This window comes from Kocuria oxytropis (genome assembly GCF_040981195.1).
GTDB lineage: Bacteria > Actinomycetota > Actinomycetes > Actinomycetales > Micrococcaceae > Kocuria > Kocuria oxytropis.
Map to the genome: position 1 here is coordinate 1 of NZ_JAVFXA010000022.1, position 23608 is coordinate 23608.

The 23608-nt window shown below is 74.0% G+C and carries 22 protein-coding genes and 1 tRNA gene; 7 read left to right on the forward strand and 16 right to left on the reverse strand.

Annotated elements, in window-relative coordinates; genetic code table 11:
• Window positions 1-400: 400 nt before the first annotated feature.
• Window positions 401-1189 carry a ParA family protein gene (locus tag QYM41_RS16090; protein ID WP_368800787.1) on the forward strand — a complete coding sequence of 263 codons (789 nt, stop codon included), beginning with the start codon at window positions 401-403 and terminating at the stop codon, window positions 1187-1189.
• Window positions 1190-1214: 25 nt separating this feature from the next.
• Here the strand turns inward: QYM41_RS16090 and QYM41_RS16095 are convergent, their stop codons facing one another.
• The 6 genes from QYM41_RS16095 to QYM41_RS16120 all read right to left on the reverse strand — a co-directional run bounded on the left by QYM41_RS16095 (window position 1215) and on the right by QYM41_RS16120 (window position 5402).
• Window positions 1215-1817, reverse strand: a complete 603-nt coding sequence (locus QYM41_RS16095; protein WP_368800788.1) for a MerR family transcriptional regulator — start codon at window positions 1815-1817, stop codon at window positions 1215-1217.
• Between the two features lie 181 nt (window positions 1818-1998).
• A complete protein-coding gene (locus QYM41_RS16100; protein ID WP_368800789.1) occupies window positions 1999-2517 on the reverse strand; it encodes a bifunctional nuclease family protein in 519 nt (172 codons plus the stop codon).
• A gap of 1 nt (window position 2518) precedes the next feature.
• Window positions 2519-3265 carry a transcriptional regulator FtsR gene (gene ftsR, locus QYM41_RS16105; RefSeq protein WP_368800790.1) on the reverse strand — a complete coding sequence of 249 codons (747 nt, stop codon included), beginning with the start codon at window positions 3263-3265 and terminating at the stop codon, window positions 2519-2521.
• Window positions 3266-3274: 9 nt separating this feature from the next.
• Window positions 3275-3730 carry an FHA domain-containing protein gene (locus tag QYM41_RS16110; protein WP_368800791.1) on the reverse strand — a complete coding sequence of 152 codons (456 nt, stop codon included), beginning with the start codon at window positions 3728-3730 and terminating at the stop codon, window positions 3275-3277.
• A 191-nt stretch (window positions 3731-3921) separates the two neighbouring features.
• The gene (gene gcvH, locus QYM41_RS16115; RefSeq protein ID WP_368800792.1) at window positions 3922-4308 is read right to left on the reverse strand and encodes a glycine cleavage system protein GcvH; all 387 of its coding nucleotides are present in this window, start codon (window positions 4306-4308) and stop codon (window positions 3922-3924) included.
• A 95-nt stretch (window positions 4309-4403) separates the two neighbouring features.
• Window positions 4404-5402, reverse strand: a complete 999-nt coding sequence (locus QYM41_RS16120) for an adenosine deaminase (protein WP_368800793.1) — start codon at window positions 5400-5402, stop codon at window positions 4404-4406.
• A 245-nt stretch (window positions 5403-5647) separates the two neighbouring features.
• Here QYM41_RS16120 and QYM41_RS16125 point away from each other — a divergent pair, with 245 nt between their 5' ends.
• Window positions 5648-6568 carry a PfkB family carbohydrate kinase gene (locus QYM41_RS16125; protein ID WP_368800794.1) on the forward strand — a complete coding sequence of 307 codons (921 nt, stop codon included), beginning with the start codon at window positions 5648-5650 and terminating at the stop codon, window positions 6566-6568.
• 90 nt (window positions 6569-6658) lie between these two features.
• Here the strand turns inward: QYM41_RS16125 and QYM41_RS16130 are convergent.
• From QYM41_RS16130 to QYM41_RS16170, 9 genes are all read right to left on the reverse strand, one after another.
• Window positions 6659-6732: transfer RNA gene (locus tag QYM41_RS16130), tRNA-Pro, on the reverse strand.
• A gap of 79 nt (window positions 6733-6811) precedes the next feature.
• Window positions 6812-8371 (reverse strand): ribosome biogenesis GTPase Der, encoded by a 1560-nt coding sequence (gene der / locus QYM41_RS16135; protein ID WP_368800795.1) that lies wholly within the window; start codon window positions 8369-8371, stop codon window positions 6812-6814.
• A gap of 74 nt (window positions 8372-8445) precedes the next feature.
• Entirely contained in the window at window positions 8446-9183 is a 738-nt protein-coding gene (gene cmk, locus QYM41_RS16140; protein WP_438612612.1) for a (d)CMP kinase, read from the reverse strand.
• Window positions 9180-10304 carry a prephenate dehydrogenase gene (locus QYM41_RS16145; protein ID WP_368800796.1) on the reverse strand — a complete coding sequence of 375 codons (1125 nt, stop codon included), beginning with the start codon at window positions 10302-10304 and terminating at the stop codon, window positions 9180-9182. The genes cmk and QYM41_RS16145 overlap by 4 nt, the downstream gene beginning before the upstream one ends.
• An 8-nt stretch (window positions 10305-10312) precedes the next feature.
• Window positions 10313-11431 (reverse strand): pseudouridine synthase, encoded by a 1119-nt coding sequence (locus tag QYM41_RS16150; protein WP_368800797.1) that lies wholly within the window; start codon window positions 11429-11431, stop codon window positions 10313-10315.
• 9 nt (window positions 11432-11440) lie between these two features.
• Window positions 11441-12052, reverse strand: coding sequence for an SMC-Scp complex subunit ScpB (scpB, locus tag QYM41_RS16155; protein ID WP_368800798.1), 612 nt, complete (start codon window positions 12050-12052; stop codon window positions 11441-11443).
• Entirely contained in the window at window positions 12049-12987 is a 939-nt protein-coding gene (locus QYM41_RS16160; protein ID WP_368800799.1) for a segregation and condensation protein A, read from the reverse strand. Before QYM41_RS16160 ends, scpB begins: the two co-directional genes overlap by 4 nt.
• The gene (locus QYM41_RS16165; protein WP_368800800.1) at window positions 12987-13880 is read right to left on the reverse strand and encodes a ParA family protein; all 894 of its coding nucleotides are present in this window, start codon (window positions 13878-13880) and stop codon (window positions 12987-12989) included. Before QYM41_RS16165 ends, QYM41_RS16160 begins: the two co-directional genes overlap by 1 nt.
• Before the next feature lie 244 nt (window positions 13881-14124).
• Complete coding sequence (locus QYM41_RS16170) at window positions 14125-15549, reverse strand: cation:dicarboxylate symporter family transporter (protein WP_368800801.1); 1425 nt, start codon at window positions 15547-15549, stop codon at window positions 14125-14127.
• 159 nt (window positions 15550-15708) lie between these two features.
• Here QYM41_RS16170 and QYM41_RS16175 point away from each other — a divergent pair, with 159 nt between their 5' ends.
• Together QYM41_RS16175 and QYM41_RS16180 are read left to right on the forward strand one after the other, a co-directional pair.
• Complete coding sequence (locus tag QYM41_RS16175) at window positions 15709-17337, forward strand: sensor histidine kinase (protein ID WP_368800802.1); 1629 nt, start codon at window positions 15709-15711, stop codon at window positions 17335-17337.
• A complete protein-coding gene (locus tag QYM41_RS16180; protein ID WP_368800803.1) occupies window positions 17334-18047 on the forward strand; it encodes a response regulator in 714 nt (237 codons plus the stop codon). Before QYM41_RS16175 ends, QYM41_RS16180 begins: the two co-directional genes overlap by 4 nt.
• 140 nt (window positions 18048-18187) lie before the next feature.
• On the opposite strand, the gene QYM41_RS16185 is transcribed toward QYM41_RS16180, so the two are convergent.
• Window positions 18188-20143: an AMP-binding protein gene (locus tag QYM41_RS16185; RefSeq protein ID WP_368800804.1), complete on the reverse strand. Its 1956-nt coding sequence runs from the start codon at window positions 20141-20143 to the stop codon at window positions 18188-18190.
• Window positions 20144-20363: 220 nt separating this feature from the next.
• Between QYM41_RS16185 and QYM41_RS16190 the strand changes: the two genes are divergently transcribed.
• The 3 genes from QYM41_RS16190 to prpB all read left to right on the forward strand — a co-directional run bounded on the left by QYM41_RS16190 (window position 20364) and on the right by prpB (window position 23606).
• Window positions 20364-21041: a GntR family transcriptional regulator gene (locus QYM41_RS16190; protein WP_368800805.1), complete on the forward strand. Its 678-nt coding sequence runs from the start codon at window positions 20364-20366 to the stop codon at window positions 21039-21041.
• A 131-nt stretch (window positions 21042-21172) separates the two neighbouring features.
• The gene (locus QYM41_RS16195; protein WP_368800806.1) at window positions 21173-22693 is read left to right on the forward strand and encodes an MmgE/PrpD family protein; all 1521 of its coding nucleotides are present in this window, start codon (window positions 21173-21175) and stop codon (window positions 22691-22693) included.
• A gap of 4 nt (window positions 22694-22697) precedes the next feature.
• Window positions 22698-23606: a methylisocitrate lyase gene (gene prpB / locus QYM41_RS16200; RefSeq protein WP_368800807.1), complete on the forward strand. Its 909-nt coding sequence runs from the start codon at window positions 22698-22700 to the stop codon at window positions 23604-23606.
• Window positions 23607-23608 lie beyond the last annotated feature (2 nt).

Below are 23608 nucleotides of genomic sequence, written 5' to 3' on the forward strand. Positions count from 1 at the left end.
GCACGGATCGCGATCTCACCACGATTGGCCACCAGGATCTTGGAGAACATCAACACCCGTTCCGCACCCGGGGCCGTTCGGCGCAGGCCCGGGCACTGATTCTTGAGAGGTCGTGCAGCGTCGCACGCACGGTCGGCATGGCCACCCGCAGGCGGTCCTGACCAGTGAACCACGCCACCCCGGACCGCACTGTGATGTCGGTCACAGTGCGGCGTCGTGGGTCAGCGTACACGGTCGCGGTGGCGCAGGGCACGCCGGACGCCCGGAGGCTCCGTGCCGCACGGGGCGGAGCCGTCACCCCCGGCTACGATGGGCGCAGCCGTCTCCTCGCCGCGGCCCCCGTTCCCGGACCCGAGGAGGCGCTCCTCCTGTGTCCCCGCGAGCGAAGGGTGTCCCCTCCGTGCAGATCGTCAGCGTCAGCAGCCTCAAGGGCGGTGTCGGCAAGTCCTCCGTGACCCTGGGGCTCGCCTCCGCAGCCCTCCAGGCGGGAGTGCCCACGCTGGTGGTGGACCTCGATCCGCACGCCGACGCCACGACCGGCCTGGGGGTGCAGCCACAGCGCGGTCACGACATCGGCGAGGTGCTGCGCCGGCCCCGGCGAGGGTCGCTGGAACGTGTGGTCGTGGCCTCGTCCTGGGCGGTGCGGGACGGGCAGGACACCCGTGCCCTCGACGTCGCGCCGGGATCGGCCAGGTCCTCGCACCTCGACCGGTCGGACTACCGGGGCAAGGACCTCGGCCGGCTGGAGCGGGCGCTCTCCGGGGCCACGGGCTACGAGCTGGTGCTGGTCGACTGCCCGCCGACCCTGAGCGCCCTGACCCGCACCGCGTGGGCCGCCAGCGACAAGGTGCTGTCCGTGGCGGAGCCCTCGCTGTTCTCGGTGGCGGGGACCAAGCGCACCATGACGGCGATCGCCCAGTTCGAGCAGAGCCGCACGTGGTCCGTACCGGCGGCCGGCGTGGTGGTCAACAAGGTCCAGCACGCCTCGGTGGAGCACCGTCACCGCCTCGCGGAGCTGCAGGACCTGTTCGGGCCCCTGCTGGTCACCCCGGTGATCCCGGACCTGCCGGTCTGGCAGCAGGCGCAGGGCGCGGCCTGGCCGATCCACCGCTGGCCGGGGGCGGAGGCGCGGGACATCTCCGGCCGGTACTCGGCCATCCTGCGGGGTCTGCTGGACGGCTCGGCCTGATCGGCACGGCGTCCTGTCGCGCGGGTCAGCCGGCGTTCTGCCGACGGGCCCGGCGGGCGGACAGCTCGTCGTCGGGCACGGGATCCTCCGCGGGAGCGCTGTCCGGTCCGGTGTGCTCGCCCGGCAGCGCCGCCAGGGTGCCCTCGACCTCGCGCCACACCCGGCCCACGGCGATCCCGAAGACCCCCTGCCCGCCCTGCACCAGGTCGATGACCTCGTGCGGCGAGGTGCACGCGTAGACGCTCGCACCGTCGCTCATCATGGTCAGCCGGGCCAGGTCCTCGACGCCCTGGGCGCGCAGCGCGCCCACGGCGGTGCGGATCTGCTGCAGGGAGACGCCGGTGTCCAGGAGCCGCTTGACGATCTTGAGGACCAGGATGTCCCGGAAGCTGTAGAGGCGCTGCGTGCCGGACCCCGAGGCGCCGCGCACGGTGGGCTCCACCAGACCCGTCCGTGCCCAGTAGTCGAGCTGCCGGTAGGTGATGCCCGCCGCCTTGCACGCGGTGGGTCCCCGGTAGCCCACGGACTCGTCCCGCACCACGGAGTCGTCGAAGAGGACCCCCTGGGTGCCGTGCGCCGGAGGGGTGCCGCTTCCCGCCGTGCCGCCGGGCTGCTCGCGGTCGCTCACGCCGCCTCCTCGCTCGTGGACCCGGGCCTCGCGGCGCCGGGAGTGGATGGTCTCACAGAGACGTCCGGATCCCCCCGGGAACACCTCGAGTACAGCTCCGACGGTAGACCTCCCCGGGGGCCGGGTCAAAGACATCAGCCGGGCCGGCCCCGTGTCGGTCGGGCCGGTGCGCCCGCCCGGGTCAGAAGTCCTCGGGGTCGACGTTGTCGAGGAAGTCGCGGAACTGCTCGACCTGCGTCTCCGGGGGCAGCTGCGGCTCCCCCTCGCCCGGGGCGGGCTCGCGCAGCTCGCCGTCCCCGCTCATGACCAGGCCGGCCTCGTCGAGCACGGTCTCGGTGCAGAGGATGGGGCAGTCGGTCCGGGCGGCCAGGGCGATCGCGTCCGAGGCCCGGGAGTCGACGACCGTGCCGTCCGAGAACTCGAGGGCGGCGTGGAAGACGCCCTCCTCCACGGTGTGGATCCGCACCCGGGTCAGGGTCCGGCCGAAAGCCGTGGCCACCGACAGCACGAGGTCGTGCGTCAGCGGCCGGGGCGGCTCGATCCCCTGGACGGCGAAGACGATGGACGTCGCCTCGTTGGTGCCGATCCAGATCGGCAGGTGGCGTCCCCCCTCGACCTCGCGGAGCACGACGACGGGCTGCGCCGACGGGACGTCCATCCGGACGCCGGCGATCTCCATCAGGACCTGCTGCACGGCCATCTCAGCCCTCCACCGCGGCCCGCTCCTGGAGCGCGGCGATCTCCGAGCGCACGAGCGAGGTGTGGATGGTGAGGCACAGCCCGGAGATCTCCTGGGCGCGCTCGACGGCGCGGGCCCTCGAGGCGGCGTCGCGGCGCGAGGTCAGGGGCGCCACGGCCCGCTCCACGAGGCCCAGCTCGCGGTCCGCGGCGGCCTTGAACGGACGCAGGTGGCGCGGCTCCAGGCCGTGGGCCGTCAGGGCGTGAGCCGCGCGGGTGATCGCGAGCGCGTGGTCGTCGTAGAACCCGTTCTGCTCCCGGATCAGTCCGTAGCTCACGAGCTCGCGAACCAGCGGGATGCCGGCGCCGGTGCGCGCGGCGAGCTCCCGCAGGGTGTAGGTGCTGGGCGGGCTGACCAGCGGCAGGGGTGCGGTGACCGGGTCCGCCGGTTCCGCACCGGGTGCAGAACCGTCCTCCGGGGAGCGCTCGTCGGCGTCCAGCCGCTCCCGGATCACCTTGAGCGGGAGGTACCGGTCGCGCTGGAGCTCCAGGATCCGGCGCAGCCGGTCCACGTCGGCGCGCGAGAACTTCCGGTACCCGGACGCGGTGCGCGCGGGGTGCACGAGGCCCTTGTCCTCCAGGAAGCGCAGCTTCGAGGCCGTGATGCCGGGGTGGTCCGCGCCGAGCTCCTTGAGCACGGCGCTGATGCCCACCCGGGGCTCGTGCTGGACGTCGTCCTGGGGGGGATCGGTCTCCGCGGGGTCGGTCATGGCTCCCTTCTACTGGTCCGACTGCGAGCGCAGCGAACGGTAGAACGTGAACCGGAACTTCCCGATCTGGACCTCGTCGCCGTTGTCGAGCTGCACGCGGTCCACGCGGTCGCCGTTGACGTAGGTGCCGTTCAGGGAGCCGGAGTCGATGATCTCGAAGGTGTCGCCGCGGCGGACGAAGCGGGCGTGCCGCCGGGAGACGGTGACGTCGTCCAGGAAGATCTCGGAGGACGGGTGCCGGCCGGCGGGGACCTCGTCCCGGTCCAGGAGGAACCGGGAGCCGGATCCCGCGCTGTCGTGGGCGACCAGCAGGGCGCTGCGCGGCGGGAGCGCGGAGACCGCGGAGCTCTCCTCGGGTGAGAGCTTGTGGGAAGCTGCGTGCGAGAGGACCTCGGCCACGATCTGGATCGACGTGGTGTCCGGCTCCTCCTGGGGTGCGTTCGAGCCGTTCTGGGTTCTGGACATCTCTTCCCTCGACTGGTGACGTGATGGTGGACGGATCCTCTGGGACCCCGACCCCGCGACCTCCTGTCCCGGCGGTTTCCGGGCGACCGGCCGGAGCCACCCGGTTGCTCTTCAGTGTACCGGGTGGTGGAGACACGCAGGGGCGGCCGGGACACGTCCCGGCGCGGGCGGGGGTGGGCGCCCCGACGGGGTCAGTCGAGCTGGGCGGCGTACCCCTCGGCGTCGAGCAGACCGGACCGGTAGTCCTCGCCGGCCGGGCGGACCTCGAACAGCCAGCCCTCCGCGTACGGGGCGGAGTTCACGGTCCCGGGCTCGTCCTCGAGGGTCTCGTTGACCGCGGTGACCTCGCCGGAGACGGGGGCGAAGATGTCGCTCACCGACTTCGTGGACTCGATCTCGCCCACGGCGGCGCCGGCTTCGACGTTCTCCCCGACCTCGGGGAGCTGGACGAACACGACGTCACCCAGCTCGCTCTGCGCGTGGTCGGTGATCCCGATGCGCACCGCGCCGTCGGCGCCGGGGGCCGCGATCCACTCGTGCTCGGCCGTGTAGGACAGGTCGGCGGGGATGTTGCTCATGGGTCACTCCTGGTCCGGCGGGTGCGGTCGGCTCGATTATGGCACAGAGCCCCCCGCGCGCCGGGGCACGCGGGCGGGCCTCGGGTGTCGTGCGCTCAGCGGCTCTCCCACGCGGTGATCTCGGCGTGGATCGACCGCCGCCGCTCCGGCCCGGCGAAGGACGCGTCCACGGAGTTGCGGGCCAGTGCGGCCGCCTGCTCGTCGGTGAGCCCGAGGGTCTCGCGCAGCTCCTGGAAGACGTCCCCCACGTAGCCGCCGAAGTAGGCGGGGTCGTCCGAGTTGACCGTGACCAGCAGTCCCCGCTCGAGCATGTCCAGGACGGGGTGGTCGGCGAGCGTGTCGACCACCCGCAGCCGCACGTTGGACAGCGGGCAGACGGTGAGCGGCACGCGCTCCGCGACGAGCCGGGCCACGAGCTCGGGGTCCCGCAGGCACTGGATCCCGTGGTCCACGCGCTCCACGCGCAGCACGTCCAGGGCCTCCCGGACGTACTCGGGCCCGGCCTCCTCCCCCGCGTGCGCGACGACGTGCAGCCCGGCCGCCCGCGCTCGGGCGTACACCGCCTCGAAGAGGGCCGGCGGGTGGCCGACCTCGGCCGAGTCGAGGCCGATCCCGTCGATGCGCGCCAGGTCGTCCCCGAGCGAGTCGAAGAGCTGCTCCGCCTCGGCCGCGGGCCGGTCGCGCAGGAAGCACAGCAGCAGGGTGCTGGTGAGGCCGAGCTCGTCACGGGCGGCGTCCAGGGCGGCGCGGATGCCGTCGATCACCGTCCCGAGCGGCACGCCGCGGGCGGCGTGGGCCTGGGGGTCGAAGAAGACGTCGACGTGCCGCAGCCCCTGGGCCGCCGCCCGCTCGAGGTAGGCGCGGGTCAGGGCCTCGAAGTCGGAGGCCCGGCGCAGCACCGCCATCGTGGCGTAGTACAGCTCGAGGAACGAGGCGAGGTCCGCGAAGTCGTAGTGCCCCCGGAGCTCCTCGGCCGAGGCCCAGGGCAGCTCCACCCCGTTCGCGGCGGCGAGCTCGAACGCGAGCTCGGGTTCGAGGGTGCCCTCGATGTGCAGGTGCAGCTCCGCCTTGGGCAAGGTGTGCAGGTCCTTCAACTCCGGTGCTCCTCCGTGGTCCGCTCCGCCCCGGGATCCGGAGCACTCGACTGTGCCTGCAGTGTAGGCGCCGGGGCGCGGGTGGTCCCGCCGCCGCGCGCCGTCACCGCGGCCGCGCTCCCCCGACGGCCGTGTCACCGGCCTGCCATAGGGTCGCCGTGAGAAATCGGTCGGAGCACGGCGACGACGGCGCAGTGCCGGCAGCAGCGGCTCCACGGCGAGGGGCTCGGAGGAAGGAGTGCCGCATGTCCGGTGTGGTCGTGGTCGGCCAGGTGGGGCGGGACCTCGTGCTGCGGGTCGAGGAGCTGCCCGGGGAGGGAGGCGCGGCTCCGGTGCTCGAGCGCCGGGAGCTGCTCGGCGGCAAGGGCGCGAACCAGGCGGTGGCCTGCCGCCGGCTCGGCGCCGAGGTCCGCCTCGTGGGGGTCGTGGGCGCCGACGCCGCCGGGGAGGCGGTGCTCGCCCAGGCCGCCGGGGACGGGATCGACGTCGGGGCCGTGGTGCGGCGCGAGGGCGCCCCGACCGCCCTGCTCGTCGACGTCGTGGGCCCCCGTGGGGTCCGCCGGCTCCTGGAGGACGTGGACGACCGGGTGCTGCTGGCGGCCGCGGACGTGCGGGCGGGCCGGGAGGCGCTGCGCACGGCGGACGCGGTCCTGGTCCAGCTGCAGCAGCCGGGGCCCGCCGTGACGGAGGCGCTGGCGGCGGCCGCGGCCGGCGGGGCGATGGTCGTGGCCGACGGCGCCCCGGCGGACGCCGCGGTGCGCCGGCGGGTGCTGGACGCCGCGGCCCTGGTGCGCGCGGACACCGCCGAGGCCGGGGCGCTGGTGGGCTGGGCTCCGCAGGACGTGCCGGGGACGGTGCGGGCCGCGCGGTCGCTGCTCGAGGAGGGCCCGCGCGTCGTGGCCCTGGCGACCGGGGACGGCGACGTGGTCGCCTGGCCGGAGGGGCACGTCGTGCTGCCGCACCTGGCCGAGGACCCCGTGGATCCCACCGGCGCGGGAGACGCGTTCGTGGCCGCGCTCAGCGTCGCGCTGCTCCGCGGCGAGAGCCCGGAGACCGCGGCCTGGTGGGCCGCGGCGGCCGCCGCCGAGGTGGCCGGCGCGGCCGGCGGCCGGCCGGCCTTCGACCTCGACCGGGTGCGGGAGTCCGCCGCGCGGGCCCGGCGCTAGCCGGTCCCGCCGCCGGCCCGGGCCGTCCCGGGCCGGGGAACGAGAAGAGGCCGGTGGTCCGCGTCTCCGCGGTCCACCGGCCTCGATCCGTCGGGCTGACAGGATTTGAACCTGCGACCCCTTGACCCCCAGTCAAGTGCGCTACCAAGCTGCGCCACAGCCCGAAGTGCTCAGTACGTCACCGCCCTGAGCACTCGCATCACATTACAGCAACCTCCCGCGGAATTCATCTCGGCGGCCGGCTCAGCGCTTCCGGCTCCGCTTCTCGCGCACGCGCATGGACACCTCGATGGGCGTGCCCTCGAAGCCGAAGGTCTCGCGGAGCCGGCGGGTGATGAAACGCCGGTAGCCCGGGTCCAGGAAGCCCGTGGTGAACAGCACGAAGCGCGGCGGCCGGGAGGAGGCCTGGGTGCCGAAGAGGATGCGGGGCTGCTTGCCGCCGCGCACGGGGTGCGGGTGGGCGGCCACGATCTCGCCGAGGAACGCGTTGAGCCGGCCGGTGGGGACACGGGTGTCCCACGAGGCCAGGGCCGTCTCCAGCGCGGGCACGAGCTTGTCCTTGTGCCATCCCGTCTTCGCCGAGACGTTCACCCGCGGCGCCCAGGCCACGTGTGCGAGGTCCCGGTCGATCTCCCGCTCCAGGTAGTAGCGGCGGTCCTCGTCCATGAGGTCCCACTTGTTGAAGGCCAGCACGAGGGCGCGCCCGGAGTCCACGGCCAGCTGCAGGATGCGGACGTCCTGCTCGGAGAGGACCTCGTCCGCGGCCAGCAGCACCACGGCCACCTCGGCGCGCTCGAGGGCCGCCTGGGTGCGCAGGGACGCGTAGAAGTCCGCGCCCTGTGCCATGTGCACCCGGCGGCGGATGCCCGCGGTGTCGATGAAGCGCCACGGCTTGCCGCCGAGCTCGATCAGCTCGTCCACGGGGTCCCGGGTGGTCCCGGCGAGCGGGTCCACGACCACGCGCTCGGAGCCTGCCAGCTTGTTGAGCAGCGAGGACTTGCCCACGTTCGGGCGCCCGATGAGCGCCACGCGGCGCGGTCCCCCGGTCAGCTCCGTCTCGGCGACGGCGGAGAACTCGGGGAGCACCTCCATGACCGCGTCGAGGACGTCGGCCGCGCCCCGCCCGTGCAGGGCCGAGACCGGGTGCGGCTCGCCCATGCCGAGGGACCACAGGTAGGTGGCCTCGACCTCGAGCTGCGGGGAGTCCACCTTGTTGGCCACCAGGATGACCGGCTTGCGCACCCGGCGCAGCATCTTCACGATGGCCTCGTCCGCGGCGGTGACCCCCACGGTGGCGTCGAGCACGAGCAGCACGGCGTCGGCGAACTCCACGGCCATCTCGGCCTGCTCGGCGACCCGCGCGTTGATGCCCTTCGCGTCGTACTCCCACCCCCCGGTGTCCACGAGGGTGAAGTTGCGCCCGCCCCACGTCGCCCGGTAGGAGACGCGGTCACGGGTCACGCCCGGGGTGTCCTCCACCACGGCCTCGCGCCGGCCGAGGATGCGGTTGACCAGGGTCGACTTCCCCACGTTGGGCCGGCCCACGATGGCGAGCACCGGGGCGGGGCGGCGCACCGGGGCCTCGTCGCCGTCCTGCGCCCACTCGGCGAGCAGCGCGGCGTCCTCGTCGTCGAGCTCGTAGTCCTCGAGCCCGGCCCGCAGCACCTGGGCGCGCTGGTCGGCCTCGTCGTCGTCGATGGCCGCGAGCCGCTGGGCGACGTCGTCCGTGGTGCCGCCGAGCAGCTCGGCCTCGTAGGGGTCGTGCGCGGTCTCGTGCGCGGTGTTCTCGGGGTTGCCGGTCATGGCTGTCCTTCGCTGGGCCGGAAGCGGCCGGTCGGGGTGCGGGAAGAGGTCGGGAGGGGCCCGGGCGGGCCGGTCTAGGCGGTGCGGCCCGCGGCCCGGACGACCGCGTCGACGACCGCCTGGACGGTCTGCTCCACGGTGAGCTCGGAGGAGTCGATGGTCACGACGCCGTCGGCGGCCTCCGTGAAGTTGACCACCGTGGAGTCCTTCGCGTCCCGGCCCACGACCTGGGCGCGCAGCCGCTCGGCGTCCTCGACGCCGCCGATCTGCAGGCCGCGGCGGGCCATCCTGGCCCGTTCGTCGGCGGTGAGCAGGATCCTGGCGTCGGCGTCCGGGGCCACCACGGTGGTGATGTCCCGGCCCTCGGCGACGATCCGCCGGCCGGCGTCCGCGATGATCTCCTGCTGGCGGGCCACCAGCACCGCCCGTGCCGCCGGGTTGGTCGCCACCGCGCTGACGGCCTCGGTCACGCGTGCGCCGCGGATCTCGACGCCCACGTCGGTCCCGCCGACGAAGACGAGCTCCCGGTCCGGGTCGGTGCCCTGGGCGAGCGGGAAGTCGCGGGCCGCCGCGGCCACGGCGTCGCCGTCGGCGAGGTCCACCTGGCGGTCGAGGCACCACCAGGTCAGGGCGCGGTACATGGCGCCGGTGTCCAGGTAGGCGAGCCCGAAGCGGCGGGCCACCTCCTTGGACACGCTGGACTTGCCGGAGCCGGAGGGCCCGTCGATGGCCACGACCAGCGGCCGGTCGGTGGCCCCGGGCGCTCCCGGCCCGGGGGCTGCGCTGCGGGCGGTGTTCGTTCCGGTGTTCACTGCACGACCTTCCATCCGCGCTCCTGGAGCGCCTCGACGAGTTCCTTGCGGCGGTTGGGCAGCACCGAGACCTCGACGAGGCCCACGGGCTGACCCGGGGAGTGCTCGAGGCGCAGGTCCTCGAGGTTGACCCCGATCTCCCCGATCTCCGTGAGCAGCCGGGCGATCTGCCCGGGCACGTCGCCCACGAGGACGGTGAGTGTGGCGAAGGCCCGGGGGGCCCCGCCGTGCTTGCCCGGGATCCTGGCCTGCCCGGCGTTGCCCTCGGCCACGAGCTGGGCGATGTCCAGCCGTGCGCCGGGCGCGTGCGGGTCCTCGAGGGTGGCGATGAGCCGCTCGAGGTCCTGGCGCACACCGTGCAGGGACGCGACGACGGCCCCGGCGTTGGCGGCGAGGATCTGCACCCACAGGCCGGGGTCGGAGGCCGCGATGCGGGTGGTGTCCCGCAGCCCCTGCCCGGCGAGGGACAGGTGGTGCAGCGGGGTGTCCTGCAGCCGGGAGGCCAGCAGGGAGGACATCACCTGCGGCAGGTGGGAGATCAGGGCCACGGTCGCGTCGTGCTCGCGGGCGTCCATGAACGTGACGGTCGCCCCGAGGTCCACGGCGAGGTTCTTCGCCGCCGCGAGCGCCGCGGGCGCGGAGCTGCCGGAGTCGCAGACGACCCAGGGCATGGACGTGAACAGCTCGCCGCGGGCCGCCACGGGCCCGGACTTCTCCCGCCCGGCCATGGGGTGCGTGCCCACGTACCGGCTCAGGTCCCCGCCCAGGGCGCGCACCTCCTCCAGCACGGCCTCCTTGACGGAGGCGACGTCGAGCACCACGGCATCCCGGTGGCGCCCCAGGACGTCGACCACCGTCCGCGCGGTGACGTCGGGCGGGGTGGCGACGACGACGAGGGCCGGCTCCGGCACCCGGTCCGGGCCCGCCGCGCGGCAGGAGCGGCCGGCGCCGATGTCCTCGGCCACGGCCTCGGCCGTGGGCGAGGCGTCCTGCAGCCAGACGTCCACGCCCAGGTGGCGCAGGCCCAGCCCGATGCTGGCGCCGAGCAGGCCGGCGCCGACCACGAGCACGGGACCGGTGGTCGCGGCGGGGGCCGGCGGTGCGGAGGGGGTCTGCGTCACGGTGCTCCTTACATGCCGACCGAGGCCAGGAGGTGCCCGACCTCGGTCTTGGAGAGCCGGCGGATGGTGCCCTGGCGCTGGTCGCCGATCCGGATGGGACCGACCTCCGTGCGCACGAGCTTCTCGACGGGGTGCCCCACCGCGTCGAAGAGCCGGCGCACGATGCGGTTGCGCCCGGAGTGCAGGACGACCTCCACGAGGAGGTGGCCGGGGGTGGAGTCGACGAGCCGGAACGAGTCGACGGAGGCGACGCCGTCCTCGAGCTCGATGCCGGCCTTCATGGCCGCGCCGATGCCCTTCTCCATGGGGCCGCGCACCTGCACGAGGTAGGTCTTGGGGACCTCGTAGGACGGGTGGGTGAGCCGGTTGGTCAGCTCGCCGTCGTTGGTCAGCAGCAGCAGGCCCTCGGTCTCGACGTCGAGGCGTCCCACGTGGAAGACGCGCTCGTTCTTCTGCTGGTTCAGGAAGTCGGACACGCAGGGCCGCCCCTCGGGGTCGTCCATGGTGGAGAGCACGCCCTCAGGCTTGTTGAACGCGTAGTAGACCAGGGTCTCGTCGAGCTGCACGCGGACGCCGTCCACGTGGATCTCGACGCTGTCCGGGTCCACCCGGATGCCGAGCTCGGTGATGGTCTCCCCGTTGACCTGCACGCGCCCGGCCTCGATCATCTCCTCGCACACGCGCCGCGAGGCCACGCCGGCCTGGGCCATGAGCTTCTGCAGCCGCACGCCCTCCGGGTCGTGCTGGTCGAGCCGGTCCACGGGCGGGTTCTTGGGGCGGCGCTTCCGGTGCGGCGGGCGGTACGGGGTGGCGGGCATCCGCCGGGCGCTCTTCTCCGAGGACGCGAAGGGCCGGGGCCCGCGGTCCTGGCCGGCCCCCGTCGAGGACCCGCCCTTGGCCGCACCGCCCTTGGCGGCACCGCCCTTCCCACCGGCCTTCGGGGCGCCGCTCCTGCCGGCGCCGCCCTTCCCGGCCCCGCCCTGGGCGGGGCCGCGGCCGGGGGCGCCCTTCGCGCCCCGGGAGGACGTGCCGCCCTGGCCGGTGCGGGCCTTCTGGCCTCCCTGGGAGCCGGGGGCGCGGCGCCCGCCCGGGCCGGGGCGGCCGGATGATGAACGTGAAGTGGCCATGGTGGTGTCTCAGTCCTCGTAGTGGTCGATCTGGTCGATGCCCGGCAGATGAGGGGCGATGTCGGGGAGCTCGTCGAGCGAGCCGATGCCCATCTTCTCCAGGAAGAACGTGGTGGTGCCGTAGAGCACGGCGCCGGACTCGCCGTCCCGCTCGAGCTCGCGGACCAGGCCGCGCTGCACGAGCGTGCGGACGACGCCGTCGACGTTGACCCCGCGGATCGCGGAGATGCGTCCCCGGCTCACGGGCTGGCGGTAGGCCACGACGGCCAGGGTCTCCAGGGCCGCCTGCGAGAGCCGGGCCGCCTGTCCCTCCGCGACGAACGCGGAGACCACGGGGGCGAACTCGCTGCGCGAGTGGATCCGCCAGCCGGCCCCGGTGCTGCGCAGCTCGAACCCGCGCGGCGCCAGCGTTCCATCATACCCCGGATCCGCGCCGACGCCGTCGTACTCCGCGCGGAGCCGGTCCAGGACCCGCTGCACGGACGCGACCGGGACCACCAGGGCCGCGGCGAGCTCGTACTCGCTGACGGGCTCGTCGGCGACCATGAGGATCGCCTCGACGGCGGCCGGCAGGCCGCCGGGCAGCGCCTCGAGGTCCGGGCCCTCCCCGCCGGCGCTCACGCGGGGGCCCCCGAGACGGCGGCAGCCCCCTCCGGGGCGGCCGGGGCCCCGGGCCCGGCCGGGGAGGCCGCGGCGTCCCCGGCGGCCCCGGTGCCCGGCAGCCCCCCGGAGTACTCGGCGTCCTCGGACAGCCGGTCGGCGGTCCACCCGGTGCCGGCGCCGGTCCAGCGCACGGTCAGCTCGCCCAGCGGCTGCTCCTGGGCCAGCTCCAGCACGGCGTCACGGTACATCTCGAGCAGGGCCAGGAAGCGCACGACCACCGCGAGGGTGGACCCGGCGTCGGCGACGAGCGCGCGGAAGGAGCGCGGTGCGCCGTCCTCGAGCAGGCCGGCGAGGACCTCGGCCTCGTCCCGGACCGTCACGGTGCTCCCGTGCAGGTGGTCCACCCCGACCTCCGCCGGCGCGCCGGGCCGGGTGGAGAAGACGGAGCGGGCGATCTCGGCGAACTGCTCGGGGGTGGTGCGCCAGTCGAGCTCGGGCAGCGCGGCGGCCACCTCCGGGTCCAGCGGCACCGACCGGGGCAGGCGGGTGGACTCGGCCCGCAGCCGCTCGTCGAGCAGGACGGCCACCTCCTTGAACGCCTTGTACTGCAGCAGGCGCGCGAAGAGCAGGTCGCGCGCCTCCAGCAGCGCCACGTCCTCCTCGTCCTCGACCTCGCCGCGGGGCAGAAGCCGGGCGGCCTTGAGGTCCAGGAGGGTCGCGGCCACCACGAGGAACTCGCTGGCCTCGTCCAGCGCGCGGGTCGAGCCGATCTCGTGCAGGGCCCGGACGTACTGGAGGAACTCGTCCGTGACGGTGGCCAGCGCGATCCGGGTGATGTCCAGCTCGTGCTGGGCGATGAGGGAGAGCAGGACCTCGAAGGGGCCGGCGAAGTCCTCCAGCTGCACCGCGAAGCCGCCGGTCCCCTCGGGGGCCGGCGGCTCCCCGGGGTGCATCAGGGCGCGCCGCCGCGCGAGATGAGCTCCCGCGCCAGCTGGCGGTAGGACTCGGCGCCCTGGTGGGCGGTGGCGAAGGACAGGATGGGCTCGGCCGCCACCGTGGCGTCGGGGAACTTCACGGTGCGCTTGATGACCGTGTCGAAGACCTTGTCGCCGAAGGCGTCCACGATCCGGGCCATGACCTCCCGGGAGTGCAGGGTCCGGGAGTCGAACATCGTGGCGAGCACGCCGTCGATCTGCAGGCGCGGGTTGAGCCGGTCCTGGACCTTCTCGATGGAGTCCACGAGCAGCGCCACCGCCCGCAGCGCGAAGAACTCGGCGATGAGCGGGATGACCACCCCGTGCGCGGCGGTCAGCGCGTTGACCGTCAGCAGCCCCAGGGAGGGCTGGCAGTCGATGATGATGACGTCGTAGTGCTCCTCGAGCTTGCGCAGGGCGCTGGCCAGGACCTGCTCGCGGGCCACCTCGGTGACCAGCTGCACCTCGGCCGCGGAGAGGTCGATGTTGGCGGGCAGCAGGTCGACGCCCTCCACGTCGGTCTCCTGGACCACGTCCCAGACGTCCACGGACCGGTCCATCATGACGTTGTAGACCGTCAGCTCGAGCTCGTGGGGGTTGGCTCCCAAGCCGGCGGAGAGGGCGCCCTGCGGGTCGAAGTCGACGAGCAGGACCTTGCGGCCCAGCTCGGCGAGCGCCGCACCCAGGTTGATGGTCGAGGTGGTCTTGCCCACCCCGCCCTTCTGGTTGACCATCGCGATGATCCGGGCGGGTCCGTGGGTGGAGAGCTCGGGCGGGTCGGGGAAGTCGCGGACGGGACGGCCGGTCAGGCCGACGGTTCCCGCCCCGGCCTCGCCCGTGCCGGGGATCCTCTCGTCGCTCTGCTGGCTCACTCGTGGCACCGCTCTTTCGTTCGGGGTCGCGCTCGGGCGGACCGGCCCCAGGCACGGGGCGGCCCGGGCCGGACGGGCCGACCTGGGGTTTTCCTGGACTCGATCAGCTACCAGGGTACCGCCGCCGCCTGCCGGTCCCGAATTGCCGGGGCGGCGGGGCGGCACCAGGGAACGGGCCGACCGCGCCCGCCGAACCCGGTGGGGTCCGGCGGACGCGGTCGGCCCGTCGGCAGGAAGGGGCTGCTCAGCGGGTGCCGGCGGTGACCTCGACCTTCTCGGCCACGGAGTCCTCGACGCTCGCGCCGTCGGTGCCGGCGTCCTGTGCGGCGGCGCCGTGCCCGTGGGCGGCCATGGTGGACTCGTCGAAGCGGTCCCGGCCGGAGAGCACACGCTCGACCTGGTCCAGGTCGATCTCCCGGGTCCACGTGCCGATCAGCAGGGTGGCCACGGCGTTGCCCGTGAAGTTCGTCAGGGCACGGGCCTCGGACATAAAGCGGTCGATGCCCACGATGATGCCCACGCCGTCGACCAGGTCCGGGCGGTGCGACTGCAGCCCGCCGGCGAGGGTGGCCAGTCCGGCGCCGGTGACGCCGGCCGCGCCCTTGGAGGCGATGATCATGAACACCAGCAGGGAGATCTGCTCCCCGAGGGCCAGGGGGTTGCCCATGGCGGAGGCCACGAACAGGGCGGCCATGGTCAGGTAGATCGCGGTGCCGTCCAGGTTGAAGGAGTAGCCGGTGGGGACCGTCACGCCGACCACGGGCTTGGAGACGCCCACGTGCTCCATCTTGGCGATCAGCCGGGGCAGGGCGGCCTCGGAGGAGGAGGTCGAGAAGATCAGCAGGTACTCCCGGGCCAGGTACTTCATGAGCCGGAAGATGTTGATCCCCGTGACCGCCTTCAGCAGCCCGCCCAGGACCACCACGATGAACAGGACGCAGGTGAGGTAGAAGGCGATCATCAGGGTGGCCATGGAGATGATGGCCTGCACGCCGGTCTCCCCCACCACGCCGGCGATCGCGCCGAACGCGCCGATCGGGGCGACCCACATGACCATGATGAGGATCCGGAAGACCAGGGCCTGGACGTAGCCGACGGCCTTGAGCACGGGCTTGCCGGCAGGGCCCATCTGCTGGAGGGCGAAGCCCACGATCAGAGCCACGAACAGGGTCTGCAGGATGTTGCCCTCGGTCAGCGAGGACAGCAGGGTGGTGGGGATGATGCCGAGCAGGAACCCGATCGTCCCGCCCTCCCCGTCGCCGTGGCCGGTGTCCGTGATCTCGTACTCGGAGCCCTGGATGTTCAGGCCCTCGCCCGGGTGGATCAGGTTGCCCACGAGCAGCCCGATGGCCAGGGCGGCGGTGGACATCGTCATGAAGTAGGCCAGGGCCAGGCCGCCGACCTTGCCGACGGTGGCCGCCTTGGCGATGGAGCCGACGCCGAGCACGATCGTGCAGAAGATGATGGGGGCGATCATCATCTTGATCAGGGCGATGAACGCGGTGCCGACGGGCTTGAGCGTCTGGGCGAACTCGGGGGCCGCGAGGCCCAGCACGGCGCCGGCGACGACGGCGACGATCACGAAGACGTACAGGTAGTGCGTCCTGTCCTTCTTCTGCTGCTGGACGGGCCGTTGCGGGTCGACGGGTTCCGTGGCGACGGTGGCCATGCTTCTCCTCCGGTGCGGTGCGGTGCGGATGTGCGGGCCCGGGACCGGGCCGATGTGACGAGTCTCACCGGCGGGCGCCGCCCTGTCGTGTTGTGGTCATAATGGTCGTGACGCCCACCACAGCCGCGGGAGGGACGAGCAGGAGAGCGAGGAGCGCACATGTCCCTGGCCAGGCGCTTCCTCCTGCTCCAGCTGGTCGTCGTCGCCCTGGCGACCCTCGCGGTCTCCGGGGTCCTGTTCGCCCAGGAGCGCGCCGCCGTGGTCGAGCGCGCCGAGGCCGTGACGCGCGTGCTCGCCACCGCGCTCGCGGACGACCCGTACGTGCTCGAGGCCGCGGGCACCCCGGACCCGCACGCCGCCCTGCAGCCGCTCACGGACCGGCTGCTCGCGGACACGGAGCTCGACTTCGTGACGATCATGGCCCCGGACGGCACGCGCTGGACGCACCCGTGGCCCTCCTCCGTCGGCGAGGCCTACCGCGGCGACCGATCGCACGCCCTCGCCGGGGAGACCTGGACCAGCACCGAGCGCGGCAACCTCGGCCCGTCCGTGCGCACGATCGCCCCGGTCCGGGACGAGGACGGCACCGTCGTGGCGCTCGTGGCCACCGGGGTGCTGCTGGAGGCCGTCTCGCAGCAGGCGCTGGCCCAGGTGCCGGCCGTGTTCCTCGTGGGAGTGCTGCTGCTGGTGGCCTCGGCGACCGTCGCGGCCCTGGGCGCCCGGTACCTGGGGCGGGTCACGCACGGCTGGGGCCCGGAGGAGCTCGCCCAGGTCCACGCGCTGCACGACGCCGTGCTCAACGAGGCCACGGAGGGACTCCTGCTCGTGGACGCGGCCGGGGCCGTGCCCGTGCTCAACGCCCGGGCCCGGGAGCTGCTGGGGACCCGGGCGCCGGCGCCGGGACCCGGGCGCCACCACCCCCTCCCGATCACGGACCTCGGGCTGCCCCCCGCCCTGGAGGCCGTCCTGCTCTCGGGGGCGTCCGTGCAGGAGCAGTGGTTCGTGGTCGCCGAGCGCACCCTCATCGTCTCGACCCTGCCCGCCCGCGGGGCGCTCGCCGGGCGCGGCACGGTCGTGATCCTGCGCGACCACACGGAGATCTCCCGGCTCTCGGGACAGCTGCGGGCGACCGCCGCCCTGGCCGGGGCCCTGCGGGCCCAGACCCACGAACACGCCAACCGGATGCACACGGTCGTCTCCCTCCTGGAGCTGGGCCGCGACGAGGAGGCCCTCGACTTCGCCTCGGCCGACATGGCGCGCACCCGTGTGCTGTCCGAGGAGCTCCTCGCCCACCTGGACGACCCGTTCCTCGCGGCCCTGCTGGTCGGCAAGACCGCCGCGGCCCACGAGCGCGGGGTGGAGCTGGAGGTCGTCGTGGACCCCGGCGTGCCCCGCCTCCCGATCTCCCCGGCCGACCTCGTGACCCTGGTGGGCAACCTCGTGGACAACGCGGTCGAGGCGGCCGCGGCCAACGCCGCCCGGGTGCCTCCGGTCGTCGAGGTTGAGATCACCCGCGCGCCCGACGACGCCGACCCGGACCGGGACACGGTCGTGCTCACCGTGGCCGACACCGGGATGGGCATCCCCGCCGAGCTCGCCCCCGACGTCTTCGAGCTCGGGGTCAGCACGAAACCGGCCGGCCCGGAGGGCCGGGGCCTCGGCCTGCACCTGGTCCGGGAGGTCGCGGAGCGGTGGGGCGCGCGGATCGAGCACGGCAACGACGGCGGGGCCGTGTTCACCGTGGTCCTCCCGGTCCCCCACGACACCGCGGCGGGGCGGGTCCCGTGAGCGCCCCGGTCCGCGTGCTCGTCGTCGACGACGAACCGCTCACCGCCGCGGCGCACGCCCAGTACGTCGAGCGCTCGCCGGGGTTCGAGACGGCCGCCACGGCCGTCTCCGGGCGGACGGCGGTGCAGGCCGTGCTGGCGGCCCGCCGGGCGGGCCGGCCCGTGGACCTGGTGCTCCTGGACGTGAACCTCCCGGACATGTCCGGCCTGGACGTGGCCCGGACCCTGCGCGCCCGCGGCGAGTCCGTGGACCTGCTCGTCATCACGGCGCACCGGGACGTGGCGACCGTCCGCGCGGCGGGCACGCTGGGCGTCGTGGGCTACCTCATCAAGCCCTTCACCTACGCCGTGTTCGAGGAGAAGCTCACCGCCTACCGCCGCTACCGCTCGGCCCTGGGCTCGGCGGGGACCATGGGGCAGGACGAGGTGGACCGGGCGTTCGCCGCGCTCGGTGCGGCTGCCCGGCCGGACGCGCCGAAGGGCCTGTCCCCGCAGACGCTCGAGTCGGTCACCGCGCTGGTGCGCGGCGGCGGGTGGCTCTCCGCCGGGGAGGTCGCGGAGCGCAGCACCCTGTCCCGGGTCACCGCGCGGCGCTACCTCGAGCACCTCACCGCGCGCGGCCTCGTGCAGCGCCGCCCGCGCTACGGCACCCCGGGCCGGCCCGAGCTCGAGTACGGGTGGGCCGGGCAGGACGTGTCCCCCGGCGGCTGAGCACGGCCCGCCGGGCACGGCCCACCGGGCACGGCCCGCTGAGCATGCCCCCCGAGGGGAGGCTGCGGTGCGGAGCCTGCCGCGGGGTGCCCGCCGGGCACGGTCTGCCGACGAGGCCCGGCCCGCGCGGGTCCGGGGGGCTACCGGCCCGGGGACGGGCGCAGCACCTCCTCGAGGGCCTCGAGCACGGCGGGGTCCTCGATGGTCGAGGGCACGGCGTAGTCCTCGCCGTCCGCCATCTGCCGCATGGTCTTGCGCAGGATCTTCCCCGAGCGGGTCTTGGGCAGCCCCTCGACCACGGCCACGTCCTTGAAGTCGGCCACGGCTCCGATCTGCCGGCGGACCAGCGCCACGAGCTCGTCCCGGAGCTGCTCCTCCGGCACGTCGGCGCCGGCCTTGAGCACCACGTACCCGGACGGGCGCTGGCCCTTCAGCGGGTCCCCCACCCCGATCACGGCGCACTCGGCGACCGCCGGGTGGGACGCCAGGACCTGCTCCATCGCCCCGGTGGACAGACGGTGCCCGGAGACGTTGATGACGTCGTCGGTGCGCCCCATGACGTAGACGTAGCCGTCCTCGTCCACGTGCCCCGAGTCGCCCGTCGCGTAGTAGCCGGGGAACGCGGTGAGGTAGGAGTCCACGAACCGCTGGTCGTCGCCCCACAGCGTCGCCAGCGTGCCCGGGGGCAACGGCAGGCGCAGGGCGATGTTGCCCTCCTCGCCGATCTCCACCGGCCGGCCCAGCGGGTCGAGGATCTCGACCCGGTAGCCGGGCACGGGCACGGAGGGCGAGCCCGGCTTCAGGGGCAGCCTCTCGATCCCGAAGGGGTTGGCGCAGATCGCCCACCCGGTCTCCGTCTGCCACCAGTGGTCCACCACCGGCACGCCCAGCACCCGGGAGGCCCAGTGGTAGGTCTCCGGGTCGAGGCGCTCCCCCGCGACGAACAGGGTCTGCAGGGACCCGATGTCGTGCCGGCGCACCAGCTCCCCCTCGGGGTCCGCCCGGCGGATCGCGCGCAGCGCGGTGGGCGCCGTGAAGAGGACCTTCACCCCGTGGTCCTCCACCCGCTGCCAGAACGCGCCGGCGTCCGGGGTGCCCACGGGCTTGCCCTCGTAGAGCACGGTGGTGGCCCCGGCCAGGAGGGGTCCGTAGACGATGTACGAGTGCCCCACGACCCACCCGACGTCGGAGGCGGTCCACATCACCTCGCCGGGACCGACGTCGTAGATGTGGCGCATGGACCACGTCAGCGCCACGGCGTGGCCGCCGTTGTCCCGGACCACGCCCTTCGGCGTCCCGGTGGTCCCGGACGTGTACAGCACGTAGAGCGGGTCGGTGGCCGCGACCGGCACCGGGTCGGCGGGCTCGGCACCCTCCAGGGCGGCCGCCCAGTCGAGCCACTCGACGGCGGGCCGCCCGTCCGTCCCGGCCCGGGCGCGGGCGTCCTCGACCGTGGTCTCGAACCCCGCCCGCTCGTGCACCAGCACCGTCCCCGGGGCGTGCTCGGCCATCCGCAGCGCCTCCTCGATCGCCGGGATGTACTCGACCCGCCGCTTCGGCTCCACCCCGCCGGTCGTCGTGACCACGACCACCGGCCGGGAGTCGTCGATCCTCGAGGCGAGCTCCTTGGGGGCGAAGCCGCCGAAGACCACCGAGTGCACCGCCCCCAGCCGGGCGCAGGCGAGCATCGCCACGGCGGCCTGCGGGATCATCGGCAGGTAGACGAGCACCCGGTCGCCCTTGCCCACGCCCCGCGCCGCGAGCGCCCCGGCGAACAGGGCGACCTCGTCGCGCAGCCGGGCGTAGCTGTAGCGCTCCTGGACCCCGAGCACCGCGGAGTCGTACACCAGCGCGGTGCGCTCGCCGTGGCCGGCCTCCACGTGCCGGTCGAGGGCGTTGTAGCAGGTGTTGAGCTCGCCGTCCGGGAACCACCGGTAGAGCGGGGCGGCCGCGTCGTCGAGGGCCGTGCCGGGCTCGCGCACCCAGTCCACGGCGCGGGCGGCGTCGAGCCAGAACCCCTCCGGGTCCTGCACGCTGCGGCGGTAGACCTCCGCGTAGCTCTCGGTCTGGGGCGGTGTGCGGTCCTGGGTGCTCAAGGGTCCCTCCCGGGGTTGCGGTCCTGCCGGACACCCTAGTGGTGCAGATCACAGGCGACAAGGTCTCTGTATACATTCGTGCGAAAATTGCCCGGGGCTTTCGAAAGCTTCTCGCGTTTCTTTCGAAACTGTGTATACACTGCTGAGACATTGTGATGCCTGTCACCCAGGCTCCGCGTCGCACTCCCCCGGCGCGGACCGCGAGAGCGAGGAGGGAGCCGTGCGAGCCAGCGACCGCGCCTACGAGGCGCTGCGCGAGGACATCGTCGAGTGGCGGCTGCTCCCGGGCCAGGTGCTCGGGGAGGTCGAGCAGTCGGAGCGCTTCGGCATCTCCCGCACCCCCATCCGCGAGGCCCTCAGCCGGCTCACCGCCGACGGCCTCGCGGAGGCCCACCGGGGCCGCGGGGTGGTGGTCTCCCAGGTCTCCCTCGAGGACGTCCGTGCCCTGTTCGAGCTCCGGGAGGCCCTCGACTGCCGGGCGGCCCGGCTCGCCGCGCGGCGCCGCGATCCCGTGACGTTCCAGGACCTGGCCACCGAGCTCGAGGCGGTCCTGCACCAGCTGCACGGTCCGGGCACCGACCGGACCGGGTACTACGAGCTGGTGGAGCGCATGGACCGGGCCATCGACGAGGCCACGGCCAATCCTTACCTCACCGCCGCCCAGCGCTCCCTGCGCCTGCACCTGGCCAGGGTGCGCAAGCTCTCCCGCACCAACCCCGACCGGCTGGCTCGGGCGGCCGCCGAGCACGCCCAGATCGCCCGCGCGATCGCGGAGGGCTCCGAGGAGCTCGCCGAGGCCGCCACGCGCGTGCACCTGGCCAACTCGCTCCAGGCCGTCCTGACCACCCCTGTCCGCGAGTGGGTCCAGCCCGCTCCCCCGCTCGAGGCCGCCGGCTGAGCGGGCCGCCCGTCCCGGCCGCCGTCCGCGGCCGCCCGTCCCTGAGACCCGACCCCCGAGCCGACCCCCGAGCCGACCCCCGAGCCGACCCCCGAGCCGACCCCCGAGCCGACCCTACGAGAGGAAACCCCATGACCGTGCTGCACTCCGTGCGCGTCCACCCGTCCAAGGACAATCTGCCCCGCGAGGAGCAGCTGGCCTGGAAGATGGCCGAGGTCGCGGCCGACCCGGTCGAGGTCACCCCGGAGGTGACCGAGATGGTGATCAACCGCCTCCTGGACAACGCCTCGGTGGCCATCGCCTCGCTCGACCGGGACCCGATCGTCTCGGCCCGCGACCAGGCGCTGGCCCACGCCCCCGGCCCGCACGGGACCGGGGCCGCCCTGTACGGGGTCCCCGCGGAGCGGCACAAGGTCTCCCCGGAGTGGGCGGCCTGGGCCAACGGGGTGGCCGTGCGCGAGCTGGACTACCACGACACGTTCCTGGCCGCCGAGTACTCCCACCCCGGGGACAACATCCCGCCGATCCTCGCCGTGGCCCAGCACGTCGGGGCCACCGGCCACGACCTGGTCCGCGGCATCGCCACCGGCTACGAGCTGCAGGTGGACCTGGTGAAGGCCATCTGCCTGCACGCCCACAAGATCGACCACGTCGCCCACCTGGGCCCGTCCGCGGCCGCCGGGATCGGCACCCTGCTGGGCCTGCCCGTGGAGACGATCTTCCACGCGATCGGCCAGGGCCTGCACACCACCACCGCGACCCGCCAGTCCCGCAAGGGCGAGATCTCCACCTGGAAGGCCCACGCCCCCGCGTTCGCCGGGAAGATGGCCGTGGAGGCCGTGGACCGGGCCATGCGCGGGCAGACCTCCCCCACCCCGATCTACGAGGGCGAGGACGGGGTCATCGCCTGGCTGCTGGACGGCCCGGGTGCGGCCTACGAGGTGCCGCTGCCGGCCCCGGGGGAGGCCAAGGCCGCGATCCTGGACACCTACACCAAGGAGCACTCGGCGGAGTACCAGGCGCAGGCCTGGATCGACCTGGCCCGGAAGCTGCACCGCGAGCGCCCCGAGCTGGCCGACCCGGCGCGGATCGAGCGCATCGTGCTGCACACCTCCCACCACACGCACTACGTGATCGGCTCCGGGGCCAACGACCCGCAGAAGTACGACCCGGCCGCCACCCGCGAGACCCTCGACCACTCGATCCCCTACATCTTCACCGTGGCGCTCCAGGACGGGGCCTGGGACCACGTGGGCTCCTACGCCCCCGAGCGCGCCGGCCGGCCCGACACCGTCGAGCTGTGGCGCAAGGTCACCACGGCCGAGGACGCGGAGTGGACCCGCCGCTACCACTCCCTGGACCCGGCCGAGAAAGCCTTCGGGGGCCGGGCCGAGATCACCCTGACCGACGGGTCCACCGTGGTCGAGGAGATCGCGGTCGCGGACGCCCACCCGCTCGGGGCCCGCCCCTTCGCCCGCGAGCAGTACGTCGCCAAGCTGCGGTCGCTGGCCGCCGGGGTCGTCGCCGACGAGGAGCTGGACCGGTTCATCGACGCGGCCGAGAACCTCCCCGCCCTGGGCGCCGGGCAGCTGGACGCCCTCAACGTCACCGCCTCGCATCCCCTGCGCACCGGCACGAAGGGAATCTTCTAGAGCCATGCTGTTCTCCACCACCACCCCCGAGGCCAAGCGGATCGCCCTGCGCGAGATGCTGGCCGGTCCGGCCACCGTGCGCTTCCCCGGCGCCTACACCCCGCTGTCCGCCAAGCTCATCCAGGAGCAGGGCTTCGACGGCGTGTACATCTCCGGGGCCGTGCTCGCCAACGAGCTCGGCTTCCCCGACATCGGGCTTTCTACCCTGCCCGAGGTGGCGGCCCGGGCCGGGCAGATCGCCCGGGTCACCGACCTGCCGTGCCTGGTCGACGCCGACACCGGCTTCGGCGAGCCCATGAACGTGGCCCGCACCGTGCAGGAGCTCGAGAACGCCGGGCTGGCCGGGTGCCACATCGAGGACCAGTTCAACCCCAAGCGCTGCGGGCACCTGGACGGCAAGAACGTCGTGGACCTCGACACGGCCGTGAAGCGGATCCGCGCCGCCGCCGAGGCCCGCCGGGACGACAACTTCCTGATCATGGCCCGCACCGACATCCGCGGCGTGGAGGGCCTGGACGCGGCCACCGACCGGGCCAGGGCCCTGGTGGACGCGGGGGCCGACGCGATCTTCCCCGAGGCGATGGCCGACCTGTCCGAGTTCGAGGCGATGCGGGCCGCGGTGGACGTGCCGATCCTGGCGAACATGACCGAGTTCGGGAAGTCGCCGCTGTTCACCGCCGACCAGCTCCACGAGGCGGGCGTGAACATGATCATCTACCCCGTGACCCTGATGCGCGCCGCCCTGGGCGCCATGGAGCGGGTGCTGGAGACCATCGCCGCGGACGGCACCCAGGAGGCGGCCGTGCCGGACATGCTCACTCGCGCCCGGCTCTACGACCTGGTGGACTACAACGGGTACAACCAGTTCGACTCCGGGGTCTTCGACTTCGAGGTCCCCGGCCGGCACCACTGACC

What these genes read in the sequence shown, in the direction of transcription:
- QYM41_RS16125 (WP_368800794.1), top strand. Translation starts at nt 5,648, where the DNA reads ATGTCCGGTGTGGTCGTGGTCGGCCAGGTGGGGCGGGACCTCGTGCTG.
- QYM41_RS16170 (WP_368800801.1), bottom strand. Translation starts at nt 15,549, where the DNA reads ATGGCCACCGTCGCCACGGAACCCGTCGACCCGCAACGGCCCGTCCAG.
- QYM41_RS16100 (WP_368800789.1), bottom strand. Translation starts at nt 2,517, where the DNA reads ATGGCCGTGCAGCAGGTCCTGATGGAGATCGCCGGCGTCCGGATGGAC.
- QYM41_RS16195 (WP_368800806.1), top strand. Translation starts at nt 21,173, where the DNA reads ATGACCGTGCTGCACTCCGTGCGCGTCCACCCGTCCAAGGACAATCTG.
- QYM41_RS16175 (WP_368800802.1), top strand. Translation starts at nt 15,709, where the DNA reads ATGTCCCTGGCCAGGCGCTTCCTCCTGCTCCAGCTGGTCGTCGTCGCC.
- der (WP_368800795.1), bottom strand. Translation starts at nt 8,371, where the DNA reads ATGACCGGCAACCCCGAGAACACCGCGCACGAGACCGCGCACGACCCC.
- gcvH (WP_368800792.1), bottom strand. Translation starts at nt 4,308, where the DNA reads ATGAGCAACATCCCCGCCGACCTGTCCTACACGGCCGAGCACGAGTGG.
- QYM41_RS16160 (WP_368800799.1), bottom strand. Translation starts at nt 12,987, where the DNA reads ATGCACCCCGGGGAGCCGCCGGCCCCCGAGGGGACCGGCGGCTTCGCG.
- QYM41_RS16110 (WP_368800791.1), bottom strand. Translation starts at nt 3,730, where the DNA reads ATGTCCAGAACCCAGAACGGCTCGAACGCACCCCAGGAGGAGCCGGAC.
- QYM41_RS16150 (WP_368800797.1), bottom strand. Translation starts at nt 11,431, where the DNA reads ATGGCCACTTCACGTTCATCATCCGGCCGCCCCGGCCCGGGCGGGCGC.
- ftsR (WP_368800790.1), bottom strand. Translation starts at nt 3,265, where the DNA reads ATGACCGACCCCGCGGAGACCGATCCCCCCCAGGACGACGTCCAGCAC.
- prpB (WP_368800807.1), top strand. Translation starts at nt 22,698, where the DNA reads ATGCTGTTCTCCACCACCACCCCCGAGGCCAAGCGGATCGCCCTGCGC.